This is a genomic window from Streptomyces sp. NPDC050743, assembly GCF_044456925.1.
In the GTDB taxonomy this organism is placed as follows: domain Bacteria; phylum Actinomycetota; class Actinomycetes; order Streptomycetales; family Streptomycetaceae; genus Streptomyces.
This window is the reverse complement of record NZ_JBITGJ010000049.1, coordinates 19394-45395: the sequence shown is the minus strand read 5'-3', so window position 1 is coordinate 45395 and position 26002 is coordinate 19394. Positions and strand designations below refer to the sequence as shown.

26 protein-coding genes and 1 pseudogene are annotated in these 26002 nt (G+C 72.2%); 14 read left to right on the top strand and 13 right to left on the bottom strand.

What is annotated here, in order from left to right; genetic code table 11:
* Positions 1 to 14: 14 nt before the first annotated feature.
* Together ACIBJF_RS33785 and ACIBJF_RS33780 are read right to left on the bottom strand one after the other, a co-directional pair.
* A complete protein-coding gene (locus ACIBJF_RS33785; protein ID WP_399179500.1) occupies positions 15 to 836 on the bottom strand; it encodes a lipase family protein in 822 nt (273 codons plus the stop codon).
* 68 nt (positions 837 to 904) lie between these two features.
* Complete coding sequence (locus ACIBJF_RS33780; RefSeq protein ID WP_399179498.1) at positions 905 to 2107, bottom strand: FAD-dependent monooxygenase; 1203 nt, start codon at positions 2105 to 2107, stop codon at positions 905 to 907.
* Between the two features lie 333 nt (positions 2108 to 2440).
* On the opposite strand from ACIBJF_RS33780, the gene ACIBJF_RS33775 reads away from it, so the two are divergent.
* Together ACIBJF_RS33775 and ACIBJF_RS33770 are read left to right on the top strand one after the other, a co-directional pair.
* Entirely contained in the window at positions 2441 to 2824 is a 384-nt protein-coding gene (locus tag ACIBJF_RS33775; RefSeq protein WP_399179496.1) for a tyrosinase cofactor, read from the top strand.
* Positions 2825 to 2858: 34 nt separating this feature from the next.
* Entirely contained in the window at positions 2859 to 3680 is an 822-nt protein-coding gene (locus ACIBJF_RS33770) for a tyrosinase family protein (protein ID WP_399179494.1), read from the top strand.
* A 16-nt stretch (positions 3681 to 3696) separates the two neighbouring features.
* Here the strand turns inward: ACIBJF_RS33770 and ACIBJF_RS33765 are convergent, their stop codons facing one another.
* The gene (locus ACIBJF_RS33765) at positions 3697 to 4395 is read right to left on the bottom strand and encodes a ribonuclease H (RefSeq protein ID WP_399179492.1); all 699 of its coding nucleotides are present in this window, start codon (positions 4393 to 4395) and stop codon (positions 3697 to 3699) included.
* A gap of 33 nt (positions 4396 to 4428) precedes the next feature.
* Positions 4429 to 5223: a VOC family protein gene (locus tag ACIBJF_RS33760; protein ID WP_399179490.1), complete on the bottom strand. Its 795-nt coding sequence runs from the start codon at positions 5221 to 5223 to the stop codon at positions 4429 to 4431.
* Positions 5224 to 5387: 164 nt separating this feature from the next.
* On the opposite strand from ACIBJF_RS33760, the gene ACIBJF_RS33755 reads away from it, so the two are divergent.
* From ACIBJF_RS33755 to ACIBJF_RS33735, 5 genes are all read left to right on the top strand, one after another.
* Positions 5388 to 6395 (top strand): zinc-binding alcohol dehydrogenase family protein, encoded by a 1008-nt coding sequence (locus ACIBJF_RS33755; protein ID WP_399179530.1) that lies wholly within the window; start codon positions 5388 to 5390, stop codon positions 6393 to 6395.
* Positions 6396 to 6694: 299 nt separating this feature from the next.
* Complete coding sequence (locus ACIBJF_RS33750) at positions 6695 to 8137, top strand: family 2B encapsulin nanocompartment shell protein (protein ID WP_399179488.1); 1443 nt, start codon at positions 6695 to 6697, stop codon at positions 8135 to 8137.
* Positions 8134 to 9204, top strand: a complete 1071-nt coding sequence (locus tag ACIBJF_RS33745) for a family 2 encapsulin nanocompartment cargo protein terpene cyclase (RefSeq protein WP_399179486.1) — start codon at positions 8134 to 8136, stop codon at positions 9202 to 9204. Before ACIBJF_RS33750 ends, ACIBJF_RS33745 begins: the two co-directional genes overlap by 4 nt.
* Positions 9205 to 9268: 64 nt before the next feature.
* Positions 9269 to 10147, top strand: a complete 879-nt coding sequence (locus tag ACIBJF_RS33740) for a geranyl diphosphate 2-C-methyltransferase (protein ID WP_399179484.1) — start codon at positions 9269 to 9271, stop codon at positions 10145 to 10147.
* 63 nt (positions 10148 to 10210) lie between these two features.
* On the top strand, positions 10211 to 11119 hold the full coding sequence (locus ACIBJF_RS33735; RefSeq protein ID WP_399179482.1) for an aminoglycoside phosphotransferase family protein: 909 nt from the start codon (positions 10211 to 10213) through the stop codon (positions 11117 to 11119).
* A 24-nt stretch (positions 11120 to 11143) separates the two neighbouring features.
* Here ACIBJF_RS33735 and ACIBJF_RS33730 read toward each other — a convergent pair whose 3' ends face one another.
* Positions 11144 to 11626, bottom strand: coding sequence for a VOC family protein (locus ACIBJF_RS33730; protein ID WP_399179480.1), 483 nt, complete (start codon positions 11624 to 11626; stop codon positions 11144 to 11146).
* 122 nt (positions 11627 to 11748) lie between these two features.
* Between ACIBJF_RS33730 and ACIBJF_RS33725 the strand changes: the two genes are divergently transcribed.
* A complete protein-coding gene (locus tag ACIBJF_RS33725; RefSeq protein ID WP_399179479.1) occupies positions 11749 to 12948 on the top strand; it encodes an epoxide hydrolase family protein in 1200 nt (399 codons plus the stop codon).
* Positions 12949 to 12964: 16 nt separating this feature from the next.
* Here the strand turns inward: ACIBJF_RS33725 and ACIBJF_RS33720 are convergent, their stop codons facing one another.
* Positions 12965 to 13360, bottom strand: coding sequence for a helix-turn-helix domain-containing protein (locus ACIBJF_RS33720; RefSeq protein WP_399179478.1), 396 nt, complete (start codon positions 13358 to 13360; stop codon positions 12965 to 12967).
* Between the two features lie 268 nt (positions 13361 to 13628).
* Here ACIBJF_RS33720 and ACIBJF_RS33715 point away from each other — a divergent pair, with 268 nt between their 5' ends.
* Positions 13629 to 14522, top strand: coding sequence for an RNA polymerase sigma factor SigF (locus tag ACIBJF_RS33715; RefSeq protein ID WP_365330669.1), 894 nt, complete (start codon positions 13629 to 13631; stop codon positions 14520 to 14522).
* Positions 14523 to 14541: 19 nt separating this feature from the next.
* On the opposite strand, the gene ACIBJF_RS33710 is transcribed toward ACIBJF_RS33715, so the two are convergent.
* Together ACIBJF_RS33710 and ACIBJF_RS33705 are read right to left on the bottom strand one after the other, a co-directional pair.
* The gene (locus tag ACIBJF_RS33710; protein WP_399179476.1) at positions 14542 to 14994 is read right to left on the bottom strand and encodes an ATP-binding protein; all 453 of its coding nucleotides are present in this window, start codon (positions 14992 to 14994) and stop codon (positions 14542 to 14544) included.
* 323 nt (positions 14995 to 15317) lie between these two features.
* A pseudogene (locus tag ACIBJF_RS33705) lies at positions 15318 to 16526 on the bottom strand (DUF6777 domain-containing protein); the annotation flags it as partial.
* A gap of 188 nt (positions 16527 to 16714) precedes the next feature.
* Between ACIBJF_RS33705 and ACIBJF_RS33700 the strand changes: the two are divergent.
* A complete protein-coding gene (locus ACIBJF_RS33700) occupies positions 16715 to 17989 on the top strand; it encodes a streptophobe family protein (RefSeq protein ID WP_399179474.1) in 1275 nt (424 codons plus the stop codon).
* Positions 17990 to 18062: 73 nt separating this feature from the next.
* Here the strand turns inward: ACIBJF_RS33700 and ACIBJF_RS33695 are convergent, their stop codons facing one another.
* From ACIBJF_RS33695 to ACIBJF_RS33680, 4 genes are all read right to left on the bottom strand, one after another.
* Positions 18063 to 19079, bottom strand: a complete 1017-nt coding sequence (locus tag ACIBJF_RS33695; RefSeq protein ID WP_399179472.1) for a serine/threonine-protein kinase — start codon at positions 19077 to 19079, stop codon at positions 18063 to 18065.
* The gene (locus ACIBJF_RS33690) at positions 19079 to 19630 is read right to left on the bottom strand and encodes a hypothetical protein (RefSeq protein WP_399179470.1); all 552 of its coding nucleotides are present in this window, start codon (positions 19628 to 19630) and stop codon (positions 19079 to 19081) included. The genes ACIBJF_RS33695 and ACIBJF_RS33690 overlap by 1 nt, the downstream gene beginning before the upstream one ends.
* Before the next feature lie 38 nt (positions 19631 to 19668).
* Complete coding sequence (locus ACIBJF_RS33685) at positions 19669 to 22008, bottom strand: FHA domain-containing protein (RefSeq protein ID WP_399179468.1); 2340 nt, start codon at positions 22006 to 22008, stop codon at positions 19669 to 19671.
* 70 nt (positions 22009 to 22078) lie between these two features.
* Complete coding sequence (locus tag ACIBJF_RS33680; protein WP_399179466.1) at positions 22079 to 22489, bottom strand: hypothetical protein; 411 nt, start codon at positions 22487 to 22489, stop codon at positions 22079 to 22081.
* Between the two features lie 324 nt (positions 22490 to 22813).
* On the opposite strand from ACIBJF_RS33680, the gene ACIBJF_RS33675 reads away from it, so the two are divergent.
* From ACIBJF_RS33675 to ACIBJF_RS33665, 3 genes are all read left to right on the top strand, one after another.
* Positions 22814 to 23197: a nuclear transport factor 2 family protein gene (locus ACIBJF_RS33675; protein WP_399179464.1), complete on the top strand. Its 384-nt coding sequence runs from the start codon at positions 22814 to 22816 to the stop codon at positions 23195 to 23197.
* A 100-nt stretch (positions 23198 to 23297) separates the two neighbouring features.
* Positions 23298 to 23582, top strand: a complete 285-nt coding sequence (locus tag ACIBJF_RS33670) for a DUF1905 domain-containing protein (RefSeq protein ID WP_399179462.1) — start codon at positions 23298 to 23300, stop codon at positions 23580 to 23582.
* A 133-nt stretch (positions 23583 to 23715) separates the two neighbouring features.
* Positions 23716 to 23913, top strand: coding sequence for a hypothetical protein (locus ACIBJF_RS33665; RefSeq protein ID WP_399179460.1), 198 nt, complete (start codon positions 23716 to 23718; stop codon positions 23911 to 23913).
* 25 nt (positions 23914 to 23938) lie between these two features.
* Here ACIBJF_RS33665 and mgrA read toward each other — a convergent pair whose 3' ends face one another.
* Positions 23939 to 24931: an L-glyceraldehyde 3-phosphate reductase gene (gene mgrA, locus ACIBJF_RS33660; RefSeq protein WP_399179458.1), complete on the bottom strand. Its 993-nt coding sequence runs from the start codon at positions 24929 to 24931 to the stop codon at positions 23939 to 23941.
* Between the two features lie 141 nt (positions 24932 to 25072).
* Between mgrA and ACIBJF_RS33655 the strand changes: the two genes are divergently transcribed.
* Entirely contained in the window at positions 25073 to 25999 is a 927-nt protein-coding gene (locus ACIBJF_RS33655) for a LysR family transcriptional regulator (RefSeq protein ID WP_399179456.1), read from the top strand.
* Positions 26000 to 26002: the final 3 nt, after the last annotated feature.

The following is a 26002-nucleotide window of genomic DNA, read 5'->3' as shown; positions in this document are numbered from 1 at the left end:
CGCGCGCGGGGCCCTCAGCCGAGGCTCTTCTCCAGTGCCGTCAGGTAGTGGTGCATGTAGTGGTCGCGGATGCCGTCGGAGGCGGGCGCGAAGGCGTCGGCGGTCAGTCCGGCCGCCCGGTCGGTCAGCGCCGACAGCATCGGCATGCTCTCGTGCAGCCGGCCGTGGGAGTCGATGTAGCGCAGGGCGCGCACATGGGTGAAGGCGGGCTCGGGCGGCAACTGGGGGACGATGTCGTTGTTGTTGACGAAGCGGAACATGCGGCCGCCGAATCCCTTGTGGAACGCCTCGGCGAGCAGCCGGTCGCAGGTGCGCGGCTGACCGTAGGTGTACACGCCGTCCGCGGCCAGGTGCGGGCCCTCCAAATACATCCGGGCGCCGGCCAGCATCGCGAGGGCACCGCCCAGGCTGTGCCCGGTGAAGTACACGCTCTGGCCGTCGGTGCGCAGTTCGGCGACGGTCTTGTGGACGGCCGGGTAGACCGATTCCAGGGCCTCGGCGAATCCGTGGTGGACGTATCCGTTGCCGCCGGGTCCGGGCCAGGGCGGGGTGGTGGCGTCGGTGAGCCAGTCCTTGATCCGGGCGGGTTCGGTGCCGCGGAAGGCGGTGACGATCATCCGCTCGCTGGCCAGGGTGTACGCCTGGGTGTCCTGCAGCGGGAAGGGCGGGGTGAAGCGGGTCTCGTGGTGGCGCACCTGGTCGAAGCCCCACTTGGCGGCCTGGTCCTCGATGTCGGCACGGTCCTTGTAGGCCAGGTCGGCGGCGCGGGCCAGCCAGTAGGCGCGTTGCAGGCTGTAGCCGGTCGAGGTCTGGTCGAAGGAGACGGGTACGGCCATGGGCGGACTCCTCGGGTGTGGGGGGTGGGAAACCGGGGTGGACCGGCCGCGGCGGGAACGGGCGGGGGCTAGCCGCGGTGGGCCGAGGACCGGGCGTGCAGGGCGCGTGCCGCCCTGGGGCCGAGCCACCGCTTGAACCTGTGCAGCGCCTGCAGCCGGCCGGCCGCCTTGTCGAGGCCGTAGTACAGCTGCGGCGGGACGTACGGCAGCAGGGGCGAGTGGCGCTGGCCGAGCAGCGCGAACATCCGGTGCGGGGGGAGGTGGATGTACCGGGGCAGGTTCTCGTACCACCGGGCGCTGTAGCGGGCCGCGCTCTGCACGGACAGCAGCTCGGCCATGCGCCGGCGCTCGTAGGCGGCGAGGGCGTCGGACAGGCCGGTGTGCTCGTGCAGGGCGCGGGCGAGGCACATGGCGTCCTCCAGGGCGAGGGTGGTGCCGGCGCCGATGGAGTAGTGGGTGGTGTGGGCGGCGTCGCCGAGCAGCACCAGGTTGCCGTGGTGCCAGGTGCGGTTGGTGAGGGTGCGGAAGTTCAGCCAGCCGGCGCCGGGGCGGCCGATGAGCGGGTGGCCGTCGAGGACGTCCGCGAAGAGTTTCTCCAGCAGGGCGAGGCCGTCCGCCTCGGTCGCCCGGTCCAGGCCGAGCCCGGTGAAGGTCTCCGGGGAGCACTCCACGACGCAGGTGCCCGTCACCTCGCTGCAGGCGTAGCCGTAGGCCCAGATCCAGCCGTGCTCGGTCTCGGTGAAGGCGAAGGTGAAGGCGTCGAAGACCTTGGTGGTGCCGAGCCAGATGTAGTGGTTGCGGCCCGAGGTGATCCGGGTGCCGAAGGACGCCGCGTGGCGGGTGCGCAGGGCGCTGTGCACCCCGTCGGCCGCGACGACGAGGTCCGCGCCGGCCGGCGGTTCGGTGATCTCGCTCTCGAACTCCAGCCGGACGCCGAGGGCGCGGGCTCGTTCGGCGAGCAGGTCGAGCAGCCGGGGACGGCCGATGCCGAAGCCCTCGTCACCGTGGTGACGGGTCGTCAGGTCGCGTACGTGGGCGACGCCCTCGCTCCAGCGGACGGACGCCTCCTCGATCGCCCGCGCCGTGGCGGGGTCGTGCTCCTGGAGCTTGTCGAGGAGGCCGCGCCAGTACGTCACGCCCCATCCGTAGGTCGAGCCCTCGGGGTTGCGCTCGTGGACGGTGATGTCATGGGACGGGTTCTGCCGCTTGAGCAGGATGGCGAGGTACAGGCCCGCGGGCCCGCCTCCGACACAGACGACCTTCACGTGCATACCCCTGACAGTCACCCGATGTGTTCGATCGGTACCGCAGGGTAGCAGCGCACCCATCCCGCCCTATCGCGTCACTCTGGCGTGGTGAGCCGGGCCACTCGGACGGAGGGCGGACGAGAAGGATCGCCGGAAACGGGGGCCGGCCCGGCAAGGAATTCCCCGTTCCGGGGTGTGTCACCCCCGGCCGCGGCAAGATCAGCTTGGTTCAACCCTGTACGACATGTGGTCAATTGTCCGGATCGCAGCCCACCGGCTCCGGGCGATTTCCTCCCGTACCGGAGCCCCCGATAGGCATACGACGTCACCACCGGAACACCCTCCAGGAGGACCCGTATGCCCGACATCACCCGGCGCCGCGCGCTGACCGCGTCGGCGGCCCTCGCCGCGACGGCCACCGTGACTACCCTCGTGGCACCCGCCGCCTCGGCCGCCGGCGACGGCCACCCCATGCCGATGCCGGAGAGCTTCGACGAGGTCTACCAGGGCCGCCGGATAGAGGGCCGGCCCAGCACCGGCCCCGGCGGTCACCACCACGAACACGGCGGCGGCTACGAGGTGTTGATCGACGGCGTGCAGCTGCATGTGATGCGCAACGCCGACGGCAGCTGGATCAGCGTCGTCAGCCACTACGACCCGGTGTCCACCCCGCGCGCCGCCGCCCGGGCCGCGGTGGACGAGCTGCAGGGCGCCGCGCTGCTGCCCTTCCCCGCCAACTGACCGCCCCCGCAAGGACTCCGGAGCATCGCGCACCATGACCGTACGCAAGAACCAGGCCACCCTGACCGCCGACGAGAAGAAACGGTTCGTGTCCGCCGTCCTCGAACTCAAGCGCAACGGGCGCTACGACGAGTTCGTCCGCACGCACAACGCGTTCATCATGTCGGACACCGACACCGGCGAACGGACCGGCCACCGGTCACCGTCGTTCCTGCCCTGGCACCGCAGATTCCTGCTCGACTTCGAGCAGGCGCTGCAGTCGGTGGACTCCTCGGTCGCGCTGCCGTACTGGGACTGGAGCACCGACCGCACGGTGCGTGCCTCGCTGTGGGAACCGGACTTCCTCGGCGGCACCGGGCGCAGCTCGGACGGCCGGGTGATGGACGGGCCGTTCGCCGCGGCGGCCGGCAACTGGCCGATGAACATACGGGTCGACGGCCGTACCTTCCTGCGCCGCTCGCTCGGCACGGCCGTGCGCGAGCTGCCGACCCGCGCGGAGGTGGAGTCGGTGCTGTCGATCGCCACGTACGACGCGGCGCCGTACAACAGCGCCTCCGACGGCTTCCGCAACCACCTGGAGGGATGGCGCAGGGTCAATCTGCACAACCGGGTCCACGTCTGGGTCGGCGGGCAGACGGCGACCGGGGTCTCCCCCAACGACCCGGTGTTCTGGCTGCACCACGCCTATGTCGACAAGCTCTGGGCGCAGTGGCAGCGGCGGCATCCGGACGCCGGGTACGCGCCGGCCGGCGGCACGCCGGACGTCGTCGATCTGGACGAGACGATGAAACCATGGAACGACGTGCGCCCGGCGGACCTGCTGGACCACACGAGGTACTACACCTTCGACAGCTGAGCGGACCGCGCGGTGCTCAGGCCTCCGCGGTACGGCACTCCGGGTGGCCCCAGCCCTGCGCGTTCTTGGCGATGGACTCGCCGGCCGCGTAGGCGCGGCCGCACACGCAGCGGCCGGGGAACTTCGCCTTGATGGTGCGGGACGACGACGCTCCGCCGCCGGTGCGGCGGGGCGCCTTCCCGCGCGGGGCGGCCGCCTTCGGGGTGTCGGGCGAGGGCGGCGGCACCGGAGAGCCGAGCGCGCTGCCGGCCGCCTCCTGCACGGAGGCGGCCTGGCTGGCGGCGCGGTCGGCGAAGTCGTTCAGCGGGTCGCCGTCGACCTGGTGGGCCGGGACGTAGCGGAACTCGACCGTGCGGCCGTCCAGGAGCGCGTCGATGCGGACGACCAGCTCCTGGTTGGCGACGGGTTTGCCGGCGGCCGTCTTCCAGCCGTTGCGCTTCCAGCCCGGAAGCCAGGTGGTGACGGCCTTCATCGCGTACTGGGAGTCCATGCGGATCTCCAGCGGCACGTCCGGTTCGACGGCCGTGAGCAGCCGCTCCAGGGCGGTGAGTTCCGCGACGTTGTTGGTGGCCCGGCCGAGCGGGCCCGCCTCCCAGCGGGCCGGGGTCCGCTCGTCGCCGTCCGAGACCACCCACGCCCATCCGGCCGGTCCGGGGTTTCCCTTCGAAGCCCCGTCGCACGCGGCCACCACACGTTCACGCATACGCCCGATCATGCCACGGCCGCGGCGGGCGCCGTCACGTGCCGGTCAGACCTCCTTGACCTTGGGCATCTCGCCCTCCGTGGTCGTGATGTCGATCACGGAGAAGTTCGCGCCCTGCGGGTCGCTGAGCGCCGCGAACCGGCCAAAGGGGCTGCTCATCGGCCCGAAGCGGAGGATGCCGCCGAGTTTGGTGGCCCGGGAGACGGCCTCGTCGCAGTCGTCGACGGTGAAGTAGACGTTGATGTACGAGGGCACCTCGGGCGGGAAGTCGTCGGTCATCCGCATCCGGCCGAGGACGGTGTCCTCGCCGACGTCGAACATCCGGAAGTCCACCGCGTCGTCCACGATGTCCTTCATCCGGTAGGGGAAGACGGCGGAGAGGAAGGTGTCGGCCTTCTCGGGCTCACGGGTGAAGACCTCGGCCCAGCAGTAGGCGCCCGGGGTCGCGGTCGCCTCGAAGCCCTCGTGGGTGCCGGCCTGCCAGACCCCGAAGACGGCCCCGCTGGGCTCGCGGGCCAGGCACATCGTGCCGAAGTCCCCGACCTGCATCGGCTCCATCAGCACCTCGCCGCCGTTGTCCCGGATCTTCTCCGCGGTGGCGGCGGCGTCCGGTGAGGCGAAGTACAGGCACCACTGCGACTGGCCCTCCTGGCCGGGCATGGGCGGGACCACGGCCGCCACCGCCTTGTCCTCCGCGTAGGCCTGCGTGTAGTTGCCGTACTCCGACGACGACTCGCCGAAGGTCCAGCCGAGGACGTCGCCGTAGAACCGCTTGGCTCCCTCGACGTCGCCGAACATCGCATCGGCCCAACAGGGCGTTCCCTCGGGTTGCACGGCCATGCTCGCGGCCCTCCTGGTCTTCGATCCCGTACGGATGGTCCCCCGCCTTCGAGGCTTACGTCCCGAAGCTCACGCTAGCCATCCCGCCGTCGGCCCGCGCGCCGAACCGGGGTCACGCCCGGACAATGGGAAGGGGAGGCGACGGAGCGATGACGACGGGCACGATGCGGGCGTGGTCGGTGGTCCTGCCGGGGCCGGTCGAAGGGCACCCCCTGCGGCTGGTGGAGCGGCCCGTGCCGGTTCCGGGGGCGGACGAGCTGCTGGTGCGGGTGCGGGCCTGCGGGGTGTGCCGGACCGATCTGCATGTCGCCGAGGGCGATCTGCCGGTGCACCGGGCCGGGGTCACCCCCGGGCACGAGGTGGTCGGCGAGGTCGCGGGGGCCGGGGCCGCGGTGCGGGACTTCGCGGCGGGCGACCGGGTCGGCGTGGCCTGGCTGCGGCGCACCGACGGGGTGTGCGCGTACTGCGCGCGGGGCGCCGAGAACCTGTGCCCGTACTCGCAGTACACGGGCTGGGACGCCGACGGCGGATACGCCGGGTACACGACCGTGCCGGCCGCGTTCGCCTACCGGCTGCCCGGCGCCCTGGACGACGTGGCGGCGGCGCCGCTGCTGTGCGCGGGGATCATCGGGTTCCGCGCGCTGCGGCGGACCGGACTGCCCAAGGGCGGGCGGCTCGGCCTGTACGGGTTCGGGGGCAGCGCCCATCTGTGCGCGCAGGTGGCGCTCGCCGAGGGCGCCACCGTGCATGTGATCACCCGGGAGCCCGCCGCCCGCAGGCTGGCCCTGGAGCTGGGCGCGGCCTCCGCGCGGGACCTGCACGAGGCGCCGCCGGAGCCGCTGGACGCCGCGATCCTGTTCGCCCCGGCCGGCGAGCTGGTCCCGGTGGCGCTGCGCGCCCTCGACCGGGGCGGCGTGCTGGCCCTCGCCGGCATCCACCTGACCGACGTACCGCCGCTGCACTACGCGACCGAGCTGTTCTACGAGAAGGAGCTGCGCAGCGTCACCGCCAACACCCGCGCCGACGGCCGGGAGTTCCTCGCCCTGGCGGCCCGGCACGGCGTCCGCGCGACCACGCACGCCTATCCGCTGTCCCGCGCCCCGCAGGCGCTCCGCGACCTCAAGGCCGGCCGGTTCGACGGGGCGGCGGTCCTGGTCGACGACCTGTCCTGAGCCCTGGCCGACGGCCTCTCCCGAGCGCTGGTCGGCGGCCTCTCCCCCGCGCCCGGGGCGCACCACACCGGCGCGCGCGGACGCCGGCCGGGGGCGCAGTGCACCGGCGCCCGATCACACCCTTTGCCGGTCGCGCCCCGATCGGCAGGTTTACGCACCCGAGTGTCATGATCAGCCCCCTTCGCGCTGTATCGGGCACCTCACGAGGACTGTTTGGCTTGTCCCGGGTGCTGGATCACCACGCTCACCACCCGGCGATCCGGCCACCCCTGTTCGCACGCAGCTCCGCTGGAGGGAATGTGACCACACCGGACACCGCCACCGGTTCCGCCGTCGACGAACCCGCCCCCGACCCCGCGGCCGACGGGCAGCTCACCAGCCTGAGCACCCGGGCGGCACGCCAGCTCAGCACGACCACCAAGTCCGAACCGCAGATGCAGGCCATCACCTCGCGATGGCTGCTGAAGTCGCTGCCGTGGGTGGACGTCAGGGGCGGCACCTACCGGGTCAACCGCCGCCTGACGCTGCGCACGGGCCGCGGCCGCGTGCACTTCGAGCAGAACGGCGCCGACGACATCCGGGTCGTCCCGGAGACGCTGACCGAGCTGCCGATCCTGCGCGGCTACCCCGACGGGGAGGTGCTGCGGGAGATCGCCGGCCGCTTCCAGCCCCGGGAGGTGCGCGCCGGGCAGGTGCTGTTCGAGGCCGGCCAGCCCGTGACCGAGGCCTATCTGGTCGTCCACGGCCGGTTCACCCGCTACACCGCAGGCAAGTACGGCGACGAGGAGATCACCGGGGTCGTCACCGACGGCGACCAGATGGGCGACGAGGCGGTCGGGCAGTCCGACCTGCTGTGGCTGACGTCGGTGCGGGCCGAGACCGCGGGGGTGGTGCTCGCGCTGCCCTGGGCCGTCGTGCAGGAGTTCACCGAGCGTGTCCCGTCCCTCGCCGCGCACTTGCGGGCCTATGTCGAGCGGCAGCAGCGGCCGATGAACCGCAAGGGCGAGGCCGAGGTGCCGGTGCAGGCCGGCCATGTCGGCGAACCCACCCTGCCCGGCGGCTTCGTGGACTACGAACTCGCCCCCCGCGAATACGAGTTGTCCCTCACCCAGACGATGCTGCGGGTGCACACCCGGGTCGCCGACCTCTACAACCACCCGATGGACCAGACCCAGCAGCAGCTGAGGCTCACGGTCGAGGAGATCCGCGAGCGCCAGGAGTGGGAACTGGTCAACAACCGGGAGTTCGGGCTGCTGCACAACGTCGACTACCGCCAGCGGATCAGCACCTTCACCGGCCCGCCGGTGCCGGACGACATGGACGAGCTGCTGTCGATGCGCCGCAAGACCAAGGTGTTCCTCGCCCATCCCAAGGCGATCGCGGCGTTCTTCAGGCAGTGCAACCGGCGCGGTCTGGTGCCCGGCACCGCGAGCGTCGACGGCCACGAGGTGCCGGCCTGGCGCGGGGTGCCGATCTTCCCCTGCAGCAAGATCCCGATCAGCGAGGACCACACCACCAGCATCATCGCGCTGCGCACCGGCGAGGCCGACCAGGGCGTGATCGGCCTCTACCAGACCGGCATCCCGGAGGAGTACCAGCCGGGGCTGAACGTCCGGTTCATGGGCATCGACTCGGCCGCGATCATCAGCTACCTCGTGATCGCCTACTACTCGATGGCGATCCTCGTGCCCGACGCGGCCGGGATCCTGGAGAACGTCCAGATCGGCCGGTTCCCCGAATGACCTCCGAGCAGACCACGAGCTCACCCGCCCCCTCCTACACCCTGCCGGGGCCGCCGGACATCGCCGCGAGCCTGCGCAGGCCACGCCGCACCGGGGCCGTACCCGGACTGCACCACCAGCCGGCCGTGCCCGCCGACCCGGTGAAGGCGGCCGAGGTGGACCGCCGGCTGGAGACCTGGGCCCGTGGCCTGGACCTGTTCCCGGAGGCGTGGAAGGGGGACTTCTCCGGCTTCCAGTTCGGCCGGGCCGTCGTCCTGCAGCATCCGGGCGCGCTGGACCTGGACCGCCTCACGGCCGCCGGGAAACTGCTGCTCGCCGAGAACATCGTCGACTCCTGCTACTGCGAGGAGGACGAGGGCCGGGGCGCGGCGCGCCGCGGCCTCGGCGGCCGGCTGATCCTGGCCCAGTCCGCGCTCGACCTCTACCACGGCGTCCCGGAGCTGGAGGAGGAGTGGCGCCAGGGCATGCGGGCCGACGGTCCACTGCGCTCGTACCACTTCGCCCTGGAGGACTTCGCCGGTTTCGCCACGCCCAGCCAGACCGACCGGTTCGTGCACGACATCGCCCGGCTGCACCTGGGCTACCTCGCGGAGGCCGCCTGGGCGGAGACGCGGTACAAGCCGCGGATCTGGGAGTACCTGGTGATGCGGCAGTTCAACAACTTCCGGCCCTGTCTGTCGATCGTCGACGCCGTGGACGGCTACGAACTGCCGGAGCAGATCTACGCCCGCCCCGAGATCCAGCGGATCACCGCCCTCGCGTGCAACGCCACCACGATCGTCAACGACCTGTACTCCTTCACCAAGGAACTGGCCGGCGACCCCGACCATCTGAACCTGCCGCAGGTCGTCGCCGCCAACGAGCGGCGCGGGCTGAAGGCCGCCTATCTGAAGTCCGTCGAGATCCACAACCGGATCATGGCGGCCTTCGAGGAGGAGTCGGCCCTGCTGTCGGCCACCTCGCCCCTGGTGGAGCGCTACGCCCGGGGGCTCGCCGCCTGGGTGTCCGGCAACCACGAGTGGCACGCCACCAACACCCACCGCTACCACCTGCCCGACTACTGGTGACCGCCCTGACCCGAAACACCGTCACATGCACGACGAACACCGCCACATGCGCGAGGAGCCACCTTTGACCACCGCCCCCGTCGCCCGGACCACCTCCGCTGCGATCCCGGCCCAGTCCGTCTACCAGAGCCGGGTCGCAGACTACTGGAACGCCGAGGAGAACCCGGTCAACCTCGAACTCGGCAAGATCGACGACCTGTACCACCATCACTACGGCATCGGAGAGGCCGACCGGTCGGTGCTCGACGAGCCCGATCCGGACCGGCGCCGGGAACGCGTCACCGCCGAACTGCACCGCCTGGAACACGCCCAGGCCGAGCTGCTCGCCGCGCACCTCGGCCCGCTGGCCCCCGCCGACCGGGTCTTCGACGCCGGCTGCGGCCGGGGCGGCGGCAGTGTCGTGGCGCATCTGCGGTACGGCTGCCACGCCGACGGGGTCACCATCTCCGCCAAACAGGCCGAGTTCGCCAACGAGCAGGCCCGCGCCCGGGGCATCGACGACAAGGTGCGCTACCACCACCGCAACATGCTCGACACCGGCTTCGAGACCGGCGCGTACGCGGCCTCGTGGAACAACGAGTCCACCATGTACGTCGAGCTGGACCTGCTCTTCGCCGAGCACGCCCGGCTGCTGCGCCGCGGCGGACGCTATGTGGTGATCACCGGCTGCTACAACGACACCTACGGCCGGGCCTCGCGCGAGGTGTCGCTCATCAACGCCCACTACATCTGCGACATCCACCCGCGCTCGGAGTACTTCAAGGCGATGGCCCGCAACCGCCTGGTGCCGGTGCACGTCGAGGACCTGACCGAGGCCACGATCCCCTACTGGGACCTGCGCAGGGAGGCCGACCATCTGGTGACGGGCATCGAGGACACCTTCCTGGACGCCTACCGCAACGGCAGTTTCCAGTACCTGCTGATCGCGGCCGACCGGGTCTGAGCCCGGGCCCCTGGCGGAAATTCCGTCGACAGCGAGGGCGCCGAGGCGCTGGGATGGGCCGCCATGAGCGCCCACGACAGCCCGACTCCGCCGAGGATGCACGCGGACGAGATCGACCTCGACGCCCCGCTGGTCCAGCGTCTGGTCGCCCGCCGGTTCCCGCAGTGGGCCGCGCTGCCGGTACGCCGGCTGCCGTCCTCCGGGACCGAGAACGCCATGTTCCGGCTGGGCACCGAGCTGCTGGTACGGCTGCCCCGGCGGCCCGGCGCCGTACCGGACGTGAAGCTGGAGCAGCGCTGGCTGCCCCGGCTCGGGCCGCTGCTGCCGGTCGCCGTGCCCGAGCCAGTGGGCATCGGCGCGCCGGACGAGGGTTATCCGTGGCCCTGGTCCGTCTACCGCTGGCTTCGGGGGCGCAATCCGGTGGCGGGAGCCATGCGGGAGCCGGAACGGCTCACCGAGGACCTGGCGGCGTTCGTGCACGCGCTGCGCCGGATCGACCCGCAGGACGGACCGCCCGGTTACCGGGGCGGTCCGCTGCGGGACCGGGACGAGCCCACCCGGGCGGCCGTCGCCGAGCTCGGCGCACGGGTCGACGCCGGCGCGGTCACGGCCCTGTGGAAGGAGTCCCTGCGGGCCCCGGAGCACGCGGGGCCGCCGGTGTGGGCCCACGGGGACCTCTCCCCCGGGAACGTGCTGGTCGACGCGGGCCGGCTGAGCGCGGTCCTCGACTTCGGCTGTGCGGGGGTGGGTGACCCGGCCGTGGATCTGATCGTGGCCTGGAACCTGCTGCCCGCCGCCGTCCGGGACACCTTCCGCAAGGCCGTCGGCGCCGACGACGCCCAGTGGGCCCGGGGGCGGGGCTGGGCGCTGTCGATCTCCCTGATCCAGCTGCCGTACTACTGGGACACCAACCCGGCCCTGGCGGAGAACTCCCGGCACGTGATCACCGAGATCCTCGCCGAGGCCGGGTGACGGTCGCGGACCGACGGGGGTCCGCTAATCGCCCGCGTACGCCTTGTCCAGCGCGGCGACGTCCAGCTTGCCCATGCCCATCATGGCCTTCATGACGCGGTCGACCTTCTCCGGGTCGGGGTCGTGGAGGATCTCGGGCATCCGGTCGTAGACGACCTGCCAGGAGACCCCGAACCTGTCCTTGAGCCAGCCGCAGGGGCCGCCCTCGCCGCCGTTCTCGGTGAGCTTGGCCCAGTAGTGGTCGATCTCCGCCTGGTCGGCGCACAGGATCTGGAAGGAGATGGCCTCGTTGAACTTGAACTGGGGGCCGCCGTTGAGCGCGACGAACTTCTGGCCGTTGGCCGTGAACTCGACGGTCAGCACGGAGCCGGTCTCACCGGGGGCGGAGTCGGTGTAGCGGCTGACCCGGCCGAGGCTGGAGTTCTTGAAGACCGACACGTAGAACTCGGCGGCCTCCTCGGCCTGGCCGTCGAACCAGAGACAGGTGAAGAATCCGTCGGTGGTCATGAGTACCTCCTTGGCGGGGGAACGCGGTCACCAGTGTCGACCTGTCCCCGCGGCCGAACTCATCGGCGGGCCACCGAAATAATCCGGGCGGGTGAACGGCGCACCCGCCTAGCATCCCGATCATGACCTCCACACCTGCCGAACGCATCGAGCCCTTCCGGCTGTCGGTACCGCAGAGCGACCTCGACGACCTGCACGACCGGCTCGACCGCACCCGCTGGCCGGCCGAGCTGCCGGGAGCCGGCTGGGAGTACGGCGTCCCGGCCGGCTATCTGCGGGAGCTGGTCCGGTACTGGCGGCACGAGTACGACTGGCGGGCCGCCGAGGCCGAGCTGAACCGGTGGCCGCAGTTCACCACCACGATCGACGGAGCCAAGGTCCACTTCGCCCACATCCGCTCCCCGGAGCCGAATGCCACGCCGCTGGTGATCACCCATGGCTGGCCGGGCTCGATCGCGGAGTTCCTGGACGTGGTCGGCCCCCTCACCGACCCCGTGGCACACGGCGGCGACGCGGCGGACGCCTTCCATGTCGTCGTGCCGGGCATCCCCGGCTTCGGGCTGTCCGGGCCCACCACCGAGCGGGGCTGGGAGGCGCGCCGGGTGGCCGACGCCTGGGCGGAACTGATGCGTCGGCTCGGCTACGTGCGGTTCGGGCTGCAGGGCGGCGACTGGGGCGCGGGGATCTCGCGCGAGCTGGGGCGCGTGCATCCGGAGCGGGTGATCGGCGTGCACCTCAATCTGCTGCCGGGCGCGCAGGCGGCCGCCGAGCCGACCGAGGAGGAGCTGGCCGCGCTCGGCCCCAAGGAGCGGGAGCGGACCCTGCGGTCCTGGCGCCGGTGGGACGCGTGGTCGCGCGACGGCGCCGGGTACGCGAGCCTGCAGTCCACCCGTCCGCACACCCTCGGCTACGCCCTGACGGACTCGCCCGTCGGCCAACTCGCCTGGATCGTCGAGAAGTTCCGGGAGTGGACGGACTGCGAGGAGCTGCCGGAGGAGGCGGTGGACCGGGACCGGCTGCTGACCAACGTGATGCTGTACTGGCTGACCGGTACGGCCGGTTCGTCCGCCCGTATCTACTACGAGCGGGCCCACGTCACCGGCGACCGGGCGTGGCAGCCGGCCGAGCCGTCGACGGCGCCGACCGCGGTGGCCGTGTTCCCGGCCGACCCCCAGATCCCGTTGCGGCACAAGGCGGAGCGGACCGAGAACCTCGTGCGCTGGACGGAGTTCGACCGGGGCGGCCACTTCGCGGCCCTGGAGGAGCCGGACCTGCTGATCGACGACGTCCGGGCGTTCTTCCGGCAGCTCCGCGAGAAGTGACCCGGCCGCCGCCGGGTCAGGCCGCCAGGCAGAGGCCGCTGTAGGGGCGGTGCGGCGCGGCGGCCGGCCGGTGCTGCGCGCCTGTGCGCCTGGTCAGCTCGCCGTGTGCCAGGGACAGCAGGTCGCCGAGGCCCAGGCCGAGGGCGTGTGCCGCGGCCGCGAGGACCTCCGAGGAGGCTTCTTTGCGGCCGCGCTCGATCTCGGACAGGTAGGGCAGCGAGATCCTGGCCGCGTCGGCCACGTCCTTGAGGGTGCGGTCCTGTGCCCGCCGCTCACGGCGCAGCACCTCGCCGACCAGATCGCGCCACAGCGGCTCCTTGTCCACCGCGGGCTCGGCCCCGGGCTTCTCGGGGCGGGCCGGCGCCTGTCGCAGGGGGATCACTCGGACTTCGTCGCTCACCTGGTTGCTCATCCCCGTCAGCCTAGGAGCCGGAGGCCGTGGGACAAGGGCCCGGCATTGCGCCCTGAGGGAAAACGGGCGTTCCCGGCGGGCGCCGGCCGATTCCCGGATCGGCCGCCTCGTGTGCATGCGCGGCGTGACGGTGGGTACCCGCCCGGTGAGCAGCACCCGCTGGTACGCATGAAACACCGGGTTATGGGTAAAGCGGACAAACAGCAGCGAACAGCCACATAGAGACCGTCGAGGCAGACACAGCACCGTGACTTTCGTGGGAGAGGCAATGGACACCGCCGGGATCCGGTCGGACGCAGAGGTCTCCGAGAGCACCGCGCAGGGCAGGACGGGCGAGGGAGCGGTATCAGTGCCTGGCATCGCGGACCCGGCGTCCGTCGCACCACGTGACGCACGCGAGCTGTCCCGTCAGTTCTTCCGCCGGCTGACCGAGCTGGAGGAGGGCACGCACGAGTACCAGTACGCGCGCAACACCCTCATCGAGATGAACATGTCGCTGGTGCGGTTCGCGGCCGGGCGGTTCCGGGGCCGCGGCGACGACATGGAGGACATCGTCCAGACCGGCATGATCGGCCTGATCAAGGCCATCGACCGGTTCGAGCTGGCCCGCGAGGTGGAGTTCACCTCCTTCGCGCTGCCGTACATCGTCGGTGAGATCAAGCGGTTCTTCCGGGACACCACATGGGCGGTCCACGTGCCGCGCCGGCTCCAGGAGCTGCGGGTGGAGCTGGCCAAGGCGCGCGAGGAGCTGTCCAGCCGGCTGGACCGGGACCCGACGGTGGCCGAGCTGGCGACCCTGATGAACATCTCCGAGCGCGAGGTGGTCGAGGCCCAGCTCGCCTCCAACGGGTACAACTCCGCGTCCCTGGACGCCGCGCTCACCGGCGACGGGCCGGAGGACGGCGAGGCGGTGCTCGCCGACTTCATCGGCGTGGAGGAGGAGGGGCTGCGGCTCGTCGAGGACTTCCAGGCGCTCGCCCCGCTGATGGCGGAGCTGAGCGAACGGGACCGGCAGATCATCCATCTGCGGTTCGTCGAGGAGGCCACCCAGGCGCAGATCGGGGAACGGCTCGGCTGCTCCCAGATGCATGTCTCCCGGCTGATCAAGCGGATCATCACCCGCCTGCGCGAGGGGATGCTCGGCGAACTCGACCGCGTCTGAGACGGCGCCCCGGTCCGGTTCAGCGGTTCAGTTCGAAGCGGGCGCGTACCCGCTTGCCCACGGGTACGCGCTCCGCGACGACCTCCGAGGCCAGGGCGTACACGATCTCCATACCGTGCCGTCCGACGCGCTCGGGGTCCCTGGGGTATCTGCGGGGCAGGGCGGCGCTGCTGTCGTAGACGCACACCGTGACGGCGCTGTCCGTGCCTTCCAGTTCCAGGATGTAGGGGCCGTTGCTGTGCCGGTCGGCGTTGGTGACGAGTTCGGTCACGACCAGCAGCAGCTCACCGCAGGCGCGGCGGTCGGCGACTGCGCACCACTCGGTGCGCAACTGCTCCAGAAACCGGGCGGCGAAGACGCGCGCCTCGGCGATGCATCCGGGTTCGCCGGTGTAGTGGGCCGCGCGCCACAGTGGCTCCACGGGTACGTCGAAGCCAGTCGGTATCACTGCCCCGCCCAGGTGCTTGGTCATGCTGTCTCTCTCGGAAAGCCCGGCCGGGCCGGTCGCCTGCTGCACCTGTCCTCGTACCCCGTGCCGGGCGCGGCAGTCCCCCCGGGCGTTCGCCCACCGCGCACAGTGGCGATGGTCACGCCGCCGGGCGCCGCGACCGCTCACTGAGAAGGCGAGCCCTGCGGCTCCTGCTGCGTGGGCGTGATCGCCCCCGACTCACCGGGCGTCTGCGCGGTCGCCGGACCCGGAGCGGAACTCTCCGAGGACACCTGAGCGGAGCCGGTCGTCTGCTGCTCCGACGACTTCTCGCTCGTGGTCTGGGCCGACGGAGAGCCCGCGGACGGCGACGCCGGCTCGGCGGAGGACGGCTCGGTCGACGACGACTTCGACCCCGACTGCGACGACTGGGATTCGGACGACTTCGGTTCCGACGGCTTCGATTCCGAGGGTGACTTCGATTCCGAAGGCGAGGACGTGGACGACGACGGCGACGAGGAGGGCGAAGAGGACGAGGAGGACTTCGACGGGGACGGCGACGAGCTCGACGAGGACGACGCCGACGGGCTGGGCTTGCCCGGTGTGGACGGGCAGTTCTTCGAGCCGGGCGGGCACGTCGGGGACGCAGGCCGGGGCGGGTTCCAGGGGTGCGGGAGCTTCGGCGGCTCGGCGTGCTCGTCGTGCCGGCCGGACTCGTCACCGCGCTGACGCTGGATCCAGTCCTTGTGGTGGCTGTCGTAGAGCACGAAGACGTTGACGACCGTCGGCGCCGGTGTCACCACGACCACGTTCGAGGGCCGGTACGACGGCCAGCGGTGGCCCACCAGCTTCGGCGTGCTCTTCTGCGCGACCGGCGGGTTCAGCGGGTTGCCGCAGGCGCAGCGCACGCGAGGGACGCCGCGGCTGTCCACCAGCACGGCGGTGCCCGCCTGGAGGACCGACTGGTAGCTGGTGGCGGCCCCGTTGCGGTAGCCGTGGTTGGTGACCCGGGTGTCGACGCGCAGCTGAACCGGGGTCAGCGAGCGCAGATAGGCGGGTACGCCGGAGGGCTGGACGCCGGCCACGGAGGCGAAGGCCTTCTCCTTGCCCTGGTCGGCCTGGAGGTACTTGACCTGCTTCTCGACGTCGCAGGCGGGAGTGCGACGGGTGCCGCCGTACAGGCCGGGTGCTCCGCCGTCGACTCCCTGCACCGCGTTGGCCGTGCCGGTGGGAGCGGCGGAGGCGGAGGGCGGGGGCGGGGCGGAGCTCTGCTTCGCGGTGGATTCCGTGAACGGGTCCTGACCACTGCTGTTCGCGGACTGCAGGAAGACCTCGCCGCCCTTGCCGGAGCCGCCCGGCCGGGTGAAGACCACCGCGAGGACCACGGCGGCGACGACGGCGGCGCTGATGGCAGCCACCCGCGGCACGGACTTCCACCACGGCCCGTGGGGTCCCTGGGCTCCGCCGCCGCCCGGCGGTTGGGCGGGCGGGGGCCCGGACGGGGGCCGGGAGGAACCCGACAGCGGGCCGGAGGGCGGCCCGGTCGGACGGCCCGAGGACGGAGGTTCGGCGCTCACGAGCACTTCTTCCCGTCGCGATCGTCGCGATACGCGGTGCGATACGCGGCTTTTCTCGGTCAAGTCCCGTTTAGTGCATTTAGCTGCATGTTGATCCCATTGTGTGTCTCAGGACGGCGAGGCTCGCAAGCCGACGCGAACGGCCCACCCGGCGGGCGGGGTGCCCGGCCGCTGCATAGCGTGTCACCGTGAGCGTTCCGTCCGTCTCCCAGCGGCCCGCCGCCCGTCACGGCTGGGCGCGAGCCGTGGCCGCGGTGCTGACCGGGCTGGCCGTCATGGCGCTGGTGGCGGCGCTGGGACTGTGGGCGGCCGGAGCGGGTGACCTGCCGGACGACGCGTTCCCGCGGGTGGTGGCCGCGACCTTGGTCACGGCGGTCGGCGGCAGCGTGGAACTCTCCGGCAACGCGGGCGCGCTGGCGCAGACCCGGGCGGGGGTCACCGTGATCCCGCTGTCGGTGTCCCTGGTCGGCGCGCTGGTCATCGGCGGGGGCTTCCTGCGGCCGCTGCGGCACCGGGCGGTCGCCTCGGCCGGAGAACTGGCCGGCTGGGCCGCCCGGATCGGGGTGCTGTGGCTGCTCGCGCTGATCGGCCTGGCCCTCGGCGCCCGGCAGACCTTCGCCGTCGACGTGGGCAGCGGCACCCTCAGCGACCTGACCGGCCTGTTCGACGCCGCCCCCCGCGTCGGCTTCCGCACGGACGTGCCGCTGACGGTGCTGTTCGGCCTGCTGTGGCTGGCCGGGGTGCTGGTGCTGGCGCTGCTGGTCGCGCGCGGGGCGCCGCTGCCGGGGCGGCTGCTGCGGTTCCAGGAGTCGGTGCGCCCGGCCGCGCACGCGATGGTGGTGCTGCTCCTCGCGTACGTCGTCATCGGCCTGGTCGCCGCCCTGATCACGGCGGCCACCCGGGGGCACGCCCCGGCGACCTTCGCGCTGATCCTGCTCGGCCTGCCCAATCTGGCCTGGCCGGCCCTCACCATCGGTATGGGAGCGACCTGGAACGGCCGCGTGGACGGGCCGTTCGGGCTGCCGGTGCCGCACGTCCTGGACGTGATCCTGCGCACCCCGGACGTCTCCGCGCTGAACCTCGGCTCGCTCACCGACTACGACGGCCGGTGGTGGTGGCTGGTGGCCGTGGACGCGATCCTGCTGCTTGCCGTGGCCTTCCGGATGGCAGCGAGCTCACCGGCCCGGATCCGCCTGTGGCAGCACGCCGTCCACCTGGCGGTGGCGCTGGCGCTGACGGTGCTGATGATCTGCCTGACGGGCCGTATCTCGGCGCACTACGGGCTCTCCCTGCTCGGCATCGGCGACCTCGGCGGCGGGCTGTCCGGGGAACTGTTCCTCAGGCCCCAACTGTGGGGGGCGGTGGGCCTGGGCGCGCTGTGGGGACTGGCCGCCGGGTTCCTGGGCGGCCTGCTGGCCCGGCGGGTGCGGCGGCGGGGCGCGGTGGGCGGGCCGGGTGAGTGATCCGCGAGTGATCCATCTGGTCGGCGGCCGGATCACCGAGGGCTTGCGGCCGGAGGCGGCACGGTGGGCGGTCTCAGGTGGGGTTCCGCGCTGTCTCGTCCGCCCGGTACACCGGGTCCGCCCAGCGCGGGGGACTCGGAGGCTCGGCCGCCGCCGTGTGGTCCGTCTGGGTGTCGGGCTCGTGCGCCGGGCGGACGGCGGCCGGGCCCGCGCCGGCCGCCATGGTGGCGCGCAGGGCGGCGACGAAGGCGAGGCAGGTGTCGTAACGGGCGTCGGGACTCTTGGCCAGGGCCTTGGCGAAGACCGGGTCCACCGCGGGGTCGAGTCCGGGGCGGGCCTCGCTCGGCGGGGGCGGCTCGTCGTACTGGTGGGCCCAGAGCAGCGCCATGTCGTCGTCGCGCAGGAACGGGGGCCGGCCCGCGAGGCACTCGTAGACGACGCAGGCCAGTCCGTAGACATCGCAGCGGCCGTCGACCGGGCGGCCGGAGATCTGCTCCGGGGCCACGTAGTCGAGGGTGCCGACGAACTGGCCGACGCTGGTGAAGCCGGTCAGGGACAGCGACTTCTTGGTGAGCCCGAAGTCGGTGAGGTAGACGTGTTCGGGGTGGTCGGTGTCGATGCCCTCGGCGACCAGGATGTTGCCGGGTTTGACGTCCCGGTGCACCAGGCCGTGCTCGTGGGCGGCGTCGAGGGCGGACGCCACCTGAGCGGCGATCCGCACGGCATCGGGCAACGGCAGCGGTCCGTGCAGGTCGAGGACATGGCGCAGGTCGCTGCCGGAGACGTGCCGCATGGCGATGTAGAGCACCCCGTCGGTCTCGCCGGCCTCGAAGACCGGGACGATGTGCGGGTGGTCGATCGCCGCGGCCACCTGGGACTCATGGGTGAAACGCTTGCGGAAGGTGTCGTTGCGGGCGAGTTCGGGGGCCAGCAGCTTCAGGGCGACCGTGCGGTCCAGGCGCAGGTCGCGGGCGCGGTAGACGACGGCCATGCCGCCGCGCCCGATCTCGCTCTCGATGCGGTAGCTCGCGATTCTCCGCCCGATCAGCTCCGAGGGCCGGCCGGAGAACAGACTGGTCTCGCGCGCCATCAGCGCTCACCCTCGGGCGCGACGAGCCGGGTCGGGGCGTGCCCGGCGGCGTCCTCGCCGGTGACCTCGCGATCGGTGGCGTAGGTGCTCAGCCGCCGTCCGTCGCCGTACACCCAGCGGCCCTCCTCAGGGTCGTACAGCCACATGGACTCGCCGTCGACGACGATCCCGAGCCTGAGGCCCCGGGTGCGGTCCTGGAAGTCCTCGCCGTCCAGGGCGCCGGCGGCCAGCTCCTCCACCGCGGACCGGTAGTCGGCCAGGGCCTGTTCGGCACGGGTCAGCAGCGGCCGCGGATCGGCGGTGCCGGCCGGTCCGCCGGCGGCGGGCGGGTCCTCGGGTACGGCGACGAGCCGGCGGCCGTCCACCCAGGCGCCCCAGCCGTTGGCGCAGCGGATGTACCCCCAGTCGCCGCGCCGCTCCACGAGCTCGACCGGCAGCAGCGGGTCGAGGGGCACGGTGGGCCGGGCCGGGTCAGGGGACTCCCAGGCGGGCATGCCGCGCCGCGGCACGACGTGCGTGGGCTGGAATCCGGTACTGGCCGCTCTGCTCATCGGGGCGCCTGCTTCCGCGTGTGTGCCATCGCGTTCGCCTACTTCCGCATCACTGCGGGCTCGTGCCGGCGCAGCAGCCGGACGACCATGAGCCCGTAGAGGACGGAGAGCACCACCAGCATGGCCATATCGAGCAGCCAGACGCCCGTCGAGTGCCGGAAGAGGGGGTCGGCGGTCAGCTTGCCCGGGACGATCCGGGACAGCCCGACCGTGCCGGCCATGGCGCCGAGCGCCCAGCGGGAGGGCACCAGCCAGGACAGCTGCTCCAGGCCCGGCACACCGTTGAGCGGGAGCAGGGCACCGCAGAAGACGACCTGGACGATGGCGAGCAGCACCAGCAGCGGCATCGTCACCTCCTCCTTGCGCACCAGCGCGGAGACCAGCAGGCCGAGCATCATCGCGGTGAACGCGAGGAAGGCGGTGGCCAGGGCGATCTCCACGAGCGGCGGCAGCAGGACGCCCCGGCCGCCGGGGGTGTTCAGGTCGACGCCGAGCAGGGCGACCAGGGTGAGGACGACGGCCTGGACGACGCTGATCGTGCCGAGCACCACGATCTTGGACATCAGATAGGCCGAACGGGGCAGGCCGACGGCGCGTTCGCGTTGATAGACGACGCGTTCCTTGACGAGTTCGCGCACCGCGTTGGCGGCACCGGTCAGCACCGCGCCGACGCACAGGATCAGCAGCGCGTTCATCGCGGTGTCCCGGGCGAGCCGGCCGCCGGCCAGGGCGCGGGCCATGGCGCCCATGACGAACGGCAGCGCGATCATGACGAGCAGGAAGGTGCGGTCGGAGCTGAGGACGGCCGCGTAACGGCGGACCAGGGTGCCGAGTTGGGCGCCCCAGCCGCGTGGGCGGGGCGGTGGCGCCGGGGAGACGGGGGCCGGGCCCGGATGGTGGGGCTGGGTGGTGGCCTCGGCGACGTAGTGCCGGTGGAACGGCGACTCGCGGTACTCCCGGGCCCAGTCGCGTTCCGGGTCGCGGTCGAAGGCCTCGAAGGCCTCCGGCCACTGTTCGAAACCGAAGAAGGCGAGGGCGTCGTCGGGCGGCCCGTAGTAGGCCACCTTGCCGCCCGGGGCGAGCACCAGGAGGCGGTCGCAGACGCCGAGGCTCAGGACGCTGTGGGTGACCACGACGACGGTGCGGCCGTCGTCGGCGAGGCCGCGCAGCATGTTCATCACCGACCGGTCCATGCCGGGGTCGAGGCCGGAGGTCGGCTCGTCCAGGAAGAGCAGCGAGGGTTTGGTGAGCAGCTCCAGGGCCACGCTCACGCGCTTGCGCTGTCCGCCGGAGAGGCTGTGCACGGGCTGGTCGGCGCGCTGTTCGAGGCCGAGTTCCCCGATCACCTCGTCCACCCGGGCCCGCCGCTCGGACGCGGCGGTGTCCTCGGGAAAGCGCAGTTCGGCGGCGTAGGTCAGGGCGGCACGCACGGTGAGCTGGGGGTGCAGGATGTCGTCCTGCGGGACCAGTCCGATGCGCTGACGCAGTTCGGCGAAGTCGCGGTAGAGGTCGCGGCCGTCGTACAGGACGGTGCCGCGGTCGGCGGGCCGCTGCCCGGTCAGCGCGTTCAGCAGCGTGGACTTGCCGGCGCCGCTCGGTCCGACCACCGCGAGCAGGCACTTCTCGCCCACCGGGAAGGACACGCGGTCGAGGAGCACCTTGCGTCCGCCGTCCACGGCGACGGTGAGGTCCTGGGCGTCGAGGGAGATCTCGCCGGTGTCGACGTACTCCTGGAGCTCGTCGCCGACCAGGCAGAACGCGGAGTGGCCGATGCCGACGATGTCGCCGGGACCCATGGGGGCGCGGGTGACGGGCCGGCCGTTGAGGTAGGTGCGGTTGTGGCTGCCGAGGTCGACGATCTCGTACGTGCCGTCGCCGTGGGCGCGCAGTTCGGCGTGGTGGCGGGAGACGACCAGGTCGTTCACCACCAGGTCGTTGTCGGCGGCCCGGCCGATGCGGATCGAGCGCGCGGGCAGCGGGCGGACACTGCTGGGCCGGCGGAAGGTGCCGGTCAGCTGGGGAAGCGACACCGCGGAGGGACGGTCGGGGGCGGGCCGCGGGGCATCGGCGAGGACCGCGCGGGGGCCGTCGGTGGGATTGCCGAAGCGGATCACGCTGCCGGGGCGTACGCCCCACTCGCTGATCCTGCGGCCGTCGGCGTAGGTGCCGTTGGTGCTGTGCCGGTCCGTCAGGGTCCAGCGGTCCTGGTGGCAGCGCAGCACGGCGTGGTGCCACGAGACCCGGGCATCGTCGAGGACGATGTCGCTCAACGGGTCACGTCCGACGTGGTAGTCGTGGCCCGGGCTCATGACCGTGGAGCCCGTGTCGGTCTCCAGGACGAGTTCGGGCGCCGTCGGGGCGATGGGCCGCTCCGCCATGGCCAGAATTCTACCGATTCGTCCACATATGCGCCCGGAGTCGAAGTGCGGTACCGGCGGCGGACACGTGTCAGGCGACGGGCACGACGAGCGCCGGCAGGGTGCGCTGCATGCGCAGCGCGTCGACGGACTCGGCGAGCAGTTCGTACTCGGTGGTGTCGTCGGCGGCCGCGATCCGCACCAGCCGTCCGCCGGCCAGCTCGTCGGCCACCAGCCCCTGCCGGACGTCGTCGGCGCACCAGGCGCGCAGCAAGGCGGGCACGTCGGGCACCGTGTCCGCGACCGGCACCAGCGCGCCCACCGGAAAGGCGGGGTCCTGCGGGCTCGGGTCCAGCCGCTCGGCGATCCAGGACGCGCGGTCGCGCAGCCACCACAGGGCCAGGGCCAGCGTGGGCGCGCGATAGGTGCCGAGCGGTACCCCGACGCGCCGGCCGTCGCACATGCCGTACGCCGTGACATGGCACAGGAATTCGTCGTGCACGTCTCACTCCCCCGTCGCCTCGCTGGTTGCGCCCGGCCCGGCCTCGCTCTCCGTGCGGCTGCTGTGCGGTGAAGTGCCCCTGATGTCGAGTATCGCCACTCGCGAAACACAGTCACCATGACTTTCCGGCCAGTCTCTTGGCATATTCACCGCCTGTTCTGGCCGGAACGCGGCGGCGCGTTCGAACCCCGGGCATTACCAGGCAGGTAATCGACCCGCCCCTCGGTGCTCCGGCATGGTGGTCACACCGGATCGGCGAAGCCCCGGATCCGGCTCTGACCAGCACTTACCAGCAGTCACGACCTCGATGGAGGCTGATTCGCCATGTCCGTGAACACCGACCGTTACGAGAGCGCCGTCGCCCGTTACTTCGAGGCCTGGAACGCCATCGAGCCGGAGGCGCTGAAGAAGGCGGTCGCCGCCGCCTGGACCGCCGACGGCGGCTACACCGACCCGCTCGCCGATGTCCGCGATCACGAGGGCGTCGCGGCCGTGATCGCGGCGGCGCACGAGCAGTTCCCCGGGTTCGTCTTCCGCCCGCTCGGTGCGGTGGACGGACACCACGACACCGCGCGCTTCGGCTGGGAGCTGGTGAACGAGGCCGACGGCTCGGCGCCGGTGGCCGGGTTCGACGTCGTCACGCTGGACGACGAGGGCCGGATCCGGCAGGTGCTGGGCTTTCTGGACCGGGTGCCGGCCGGTGCCTGACACCGCCTGGCCGCGATGAGTTCCACCGCGCGCGGCGGTCTGCCCCGGTGAAGCGACGACCCGGCAGAGCTCCGCGCGCGGAGCAGGACGGAGGAACATCATGCGGACGAGCGGTCCGGTGGACGTGGAATTCACCGCGGTCCTGGAGAAGAGCCCGCAGACCGGCGGCTGGACCTATGTGGTCTGGCCGCGCTCGGCAGCGTTCTTCGGCACCCGCGGCCTGGTGAAGGTGCGTGGCACGGTCGACGGGCACCCGTTCCTGAGTTCGTTCATGGCCCTGGGCGACGGCCGGCACAAGCTCCCCGTGAAGGCCGAGATCCGCAAGGCGATCGGCAAGCGGGAGGGCGACACCGTGACCGTACGCCTGGCGGAACGGCTCAGCTGACCGACTCCCGGTAGCGGCGGGCGACGCCGACCGTGAGGCCCTGCGGGCGGCCGGAGCCGTCGACGAGGAGGGCCGCCCGGTACGCGCCCCCTCCCGGCAGCAGAAGACCGTCGCGCAGGGAACGGCGACCGGCGTGTGGTGCGCCACCAGCCCGCGGCTCGACGGGCTGGGCGGTGTCTACTGCGAGAACTGTGACATCAGCCCCATGGTCAGCCCGGAGGGTGAGGCCGAGTGGCGGGCGGACCCGGGGCGGCCCGGCGTGCTGCCGTACGCCGTCGACCCGGAGGCGGCGGCCCGGCTGTGGGAGGTGAGCGAGCGGCTCACCTCCTGACCGCGGCCACCGGGCCCGGGCGTGCTCAGCCCTGCACGATCGCGTCGATCCGCGCCAGCTCCTCGGCGTCGAAGTCCAGGTTGCGGATCGTGCCGACGCTGTCCTCGAGCTGCTGCGGGCTGCTCGCGCCGACCAGCGCGGAGGTGACCCGGCCGCCGCGCAGCACCCAGGCCAGGGCCAGCTGGGCCAGGGTCTGGCCGCGGGACTTGGCGATCTCGTCGAGGGAGCGCAGGCGGGCCACGAGGTCCTCGGTGACCGCGTCCGAGTTCAGGAACGGGCTGTCGCTCGCGGCCCGCGAGTCCTCGGGGATGCCGTCGAGGTAGCGGCCGGTGAGCAGGCCCTGCTCCAGCGGGGAGTAGGCGATGGAACCGGCCTGGAGTTCGTCCAGGGCGTCCAGCAGCCCCTCGTCCTCGGGCCGGCGGTCGAGCATCGAGTAGCGCGGCTGGTGGATGAGCAGCGGGGTGCCGAGGTCGGCGAGGATGCGGGCGGCCTCCCGGGTCTGCTCCGCCGAGTAGTTGGAGACGCCGACGTACAGCGCCTTGCCCTGCTGCACGGCCGAGTGCAGGGCGCCCATCGTCTCCTCCAGCGGAGTCTCCGGGTCGGGGCGGTGCGAGTAGAAGATGTCGACGTAGTCCAGGCCCATGCGCGCAAGGCTCTGGTCGAGCGAGGACAGCAGGTACTTGCGCGAGCCCCATTCGCCGTACGGGCCGGGCCACATGAGGTAGCCGGCCTTGGTGGAGATGATCAGCTCGTCGCGGTACGGCCCGAAGTCGGCCTTCAGGGCCTCGCCGAGCGCGGACTCGGCGGCGCCGGGCGGCGGGCCGTAGTTGTTGGCGAGGTCGAAGTGGGTGACGCCCAGGTCGAAGGCGCGGCGCAGGATGGCCCGCTGGGTCTCGGCGGGCCGGTCCGGGCCGAAGTTGTGCCACAGGCCGAGGGACAGCGCGGGGAGCTTCAGTCCGCTGCGTCCGGTGCGCCGGTAGGGCATGTCGGCGTAACGGTCGGGGTGTGCGGTGTACAACGCGACTCCAGAGGGGTTGGCACACGGTGTTACCGGCTCCGGGAGCCTGCGGCTCCTGGGACCGCTTCCACTCTTTCCCGACCGGCGGGCAGCGGTCCAACAGAAGAATCCGATGGAATTCAGCGGCTAGGCTTCTCAATCATGGAACTGCGCCATCTCCAGCACTTCGTCGCCGTCGCCGAGGACCAGCATTTCACCCGGGCCGCCGAACGCCTGATGGTGTCCCAGTCGGGGTTGTCGGCGTCCATCCGGGCGCTGGAGCGGGAGCTGCGGGCGCCGCTGTTCGTGCGTACCACCAGGCGGGTGACGCTCACCGAGGCGGGGCGGGCGCTGCTGGCGGAGGCCGAGCGGATCCTCGCACAGGTCCGCGCCGCGCACGAGGCGGTCGCGGCGGTGCAGGGCGTGCTGCGCGGCACGCTGGCGCTGGGCACCGAGCAGTGCATCGCCGGGGTGCATGTGGCACGGCTGCTCGCCGCCTTCCGGGGCCGGCATCCGGACGTGGAGATCCGGTTGCGGCAGGCCGGTTCGGGCGCGCTGGCCGAGGAGGTGGCGGCCGGCCGGCTCGACCTCGCCTTCGCCTACCGCACCCGGGCCGACAGCGACCAGCTGCGTTCGGTGGCGCTGACGAGCGAGCCGATGACCGTGCTGTGCCATCCCGGGCACCGGCTGGCCTCGACGGGCGCGGTGCTGGCCCCGGACGATCTGGCCGGCGAGGTCTTCGTGGACTTTCACCCGGACTGGGGGCCGCGCCGCACCACCGACGCCGCGTTCGCCGCGGCCGGTGTCCGGCGCACGGTCGCGCTGGAGGTCAACGACGTGCACAGCCTGCTGGACCTGGTGGACGAGAACCTGGGGATCGCGGTCGTACCCCGGCACTTCCGGCACAAGCGGCCCTCGCTCACGGCACTGCCGCTGAAGGGCACGGGCGAGACGGAGTACGAGACCGTGGCGCTGCTGCCGCCGGACCGTGCCACCAGTCCCGCCGCCCGGGCGCTCGTCACGCTCCTGGAGACCGGCGGTGAGGCAGGGGGTCTGGCACCACCCCAGGAGGGGTCGCAGCCCTCCTGATTC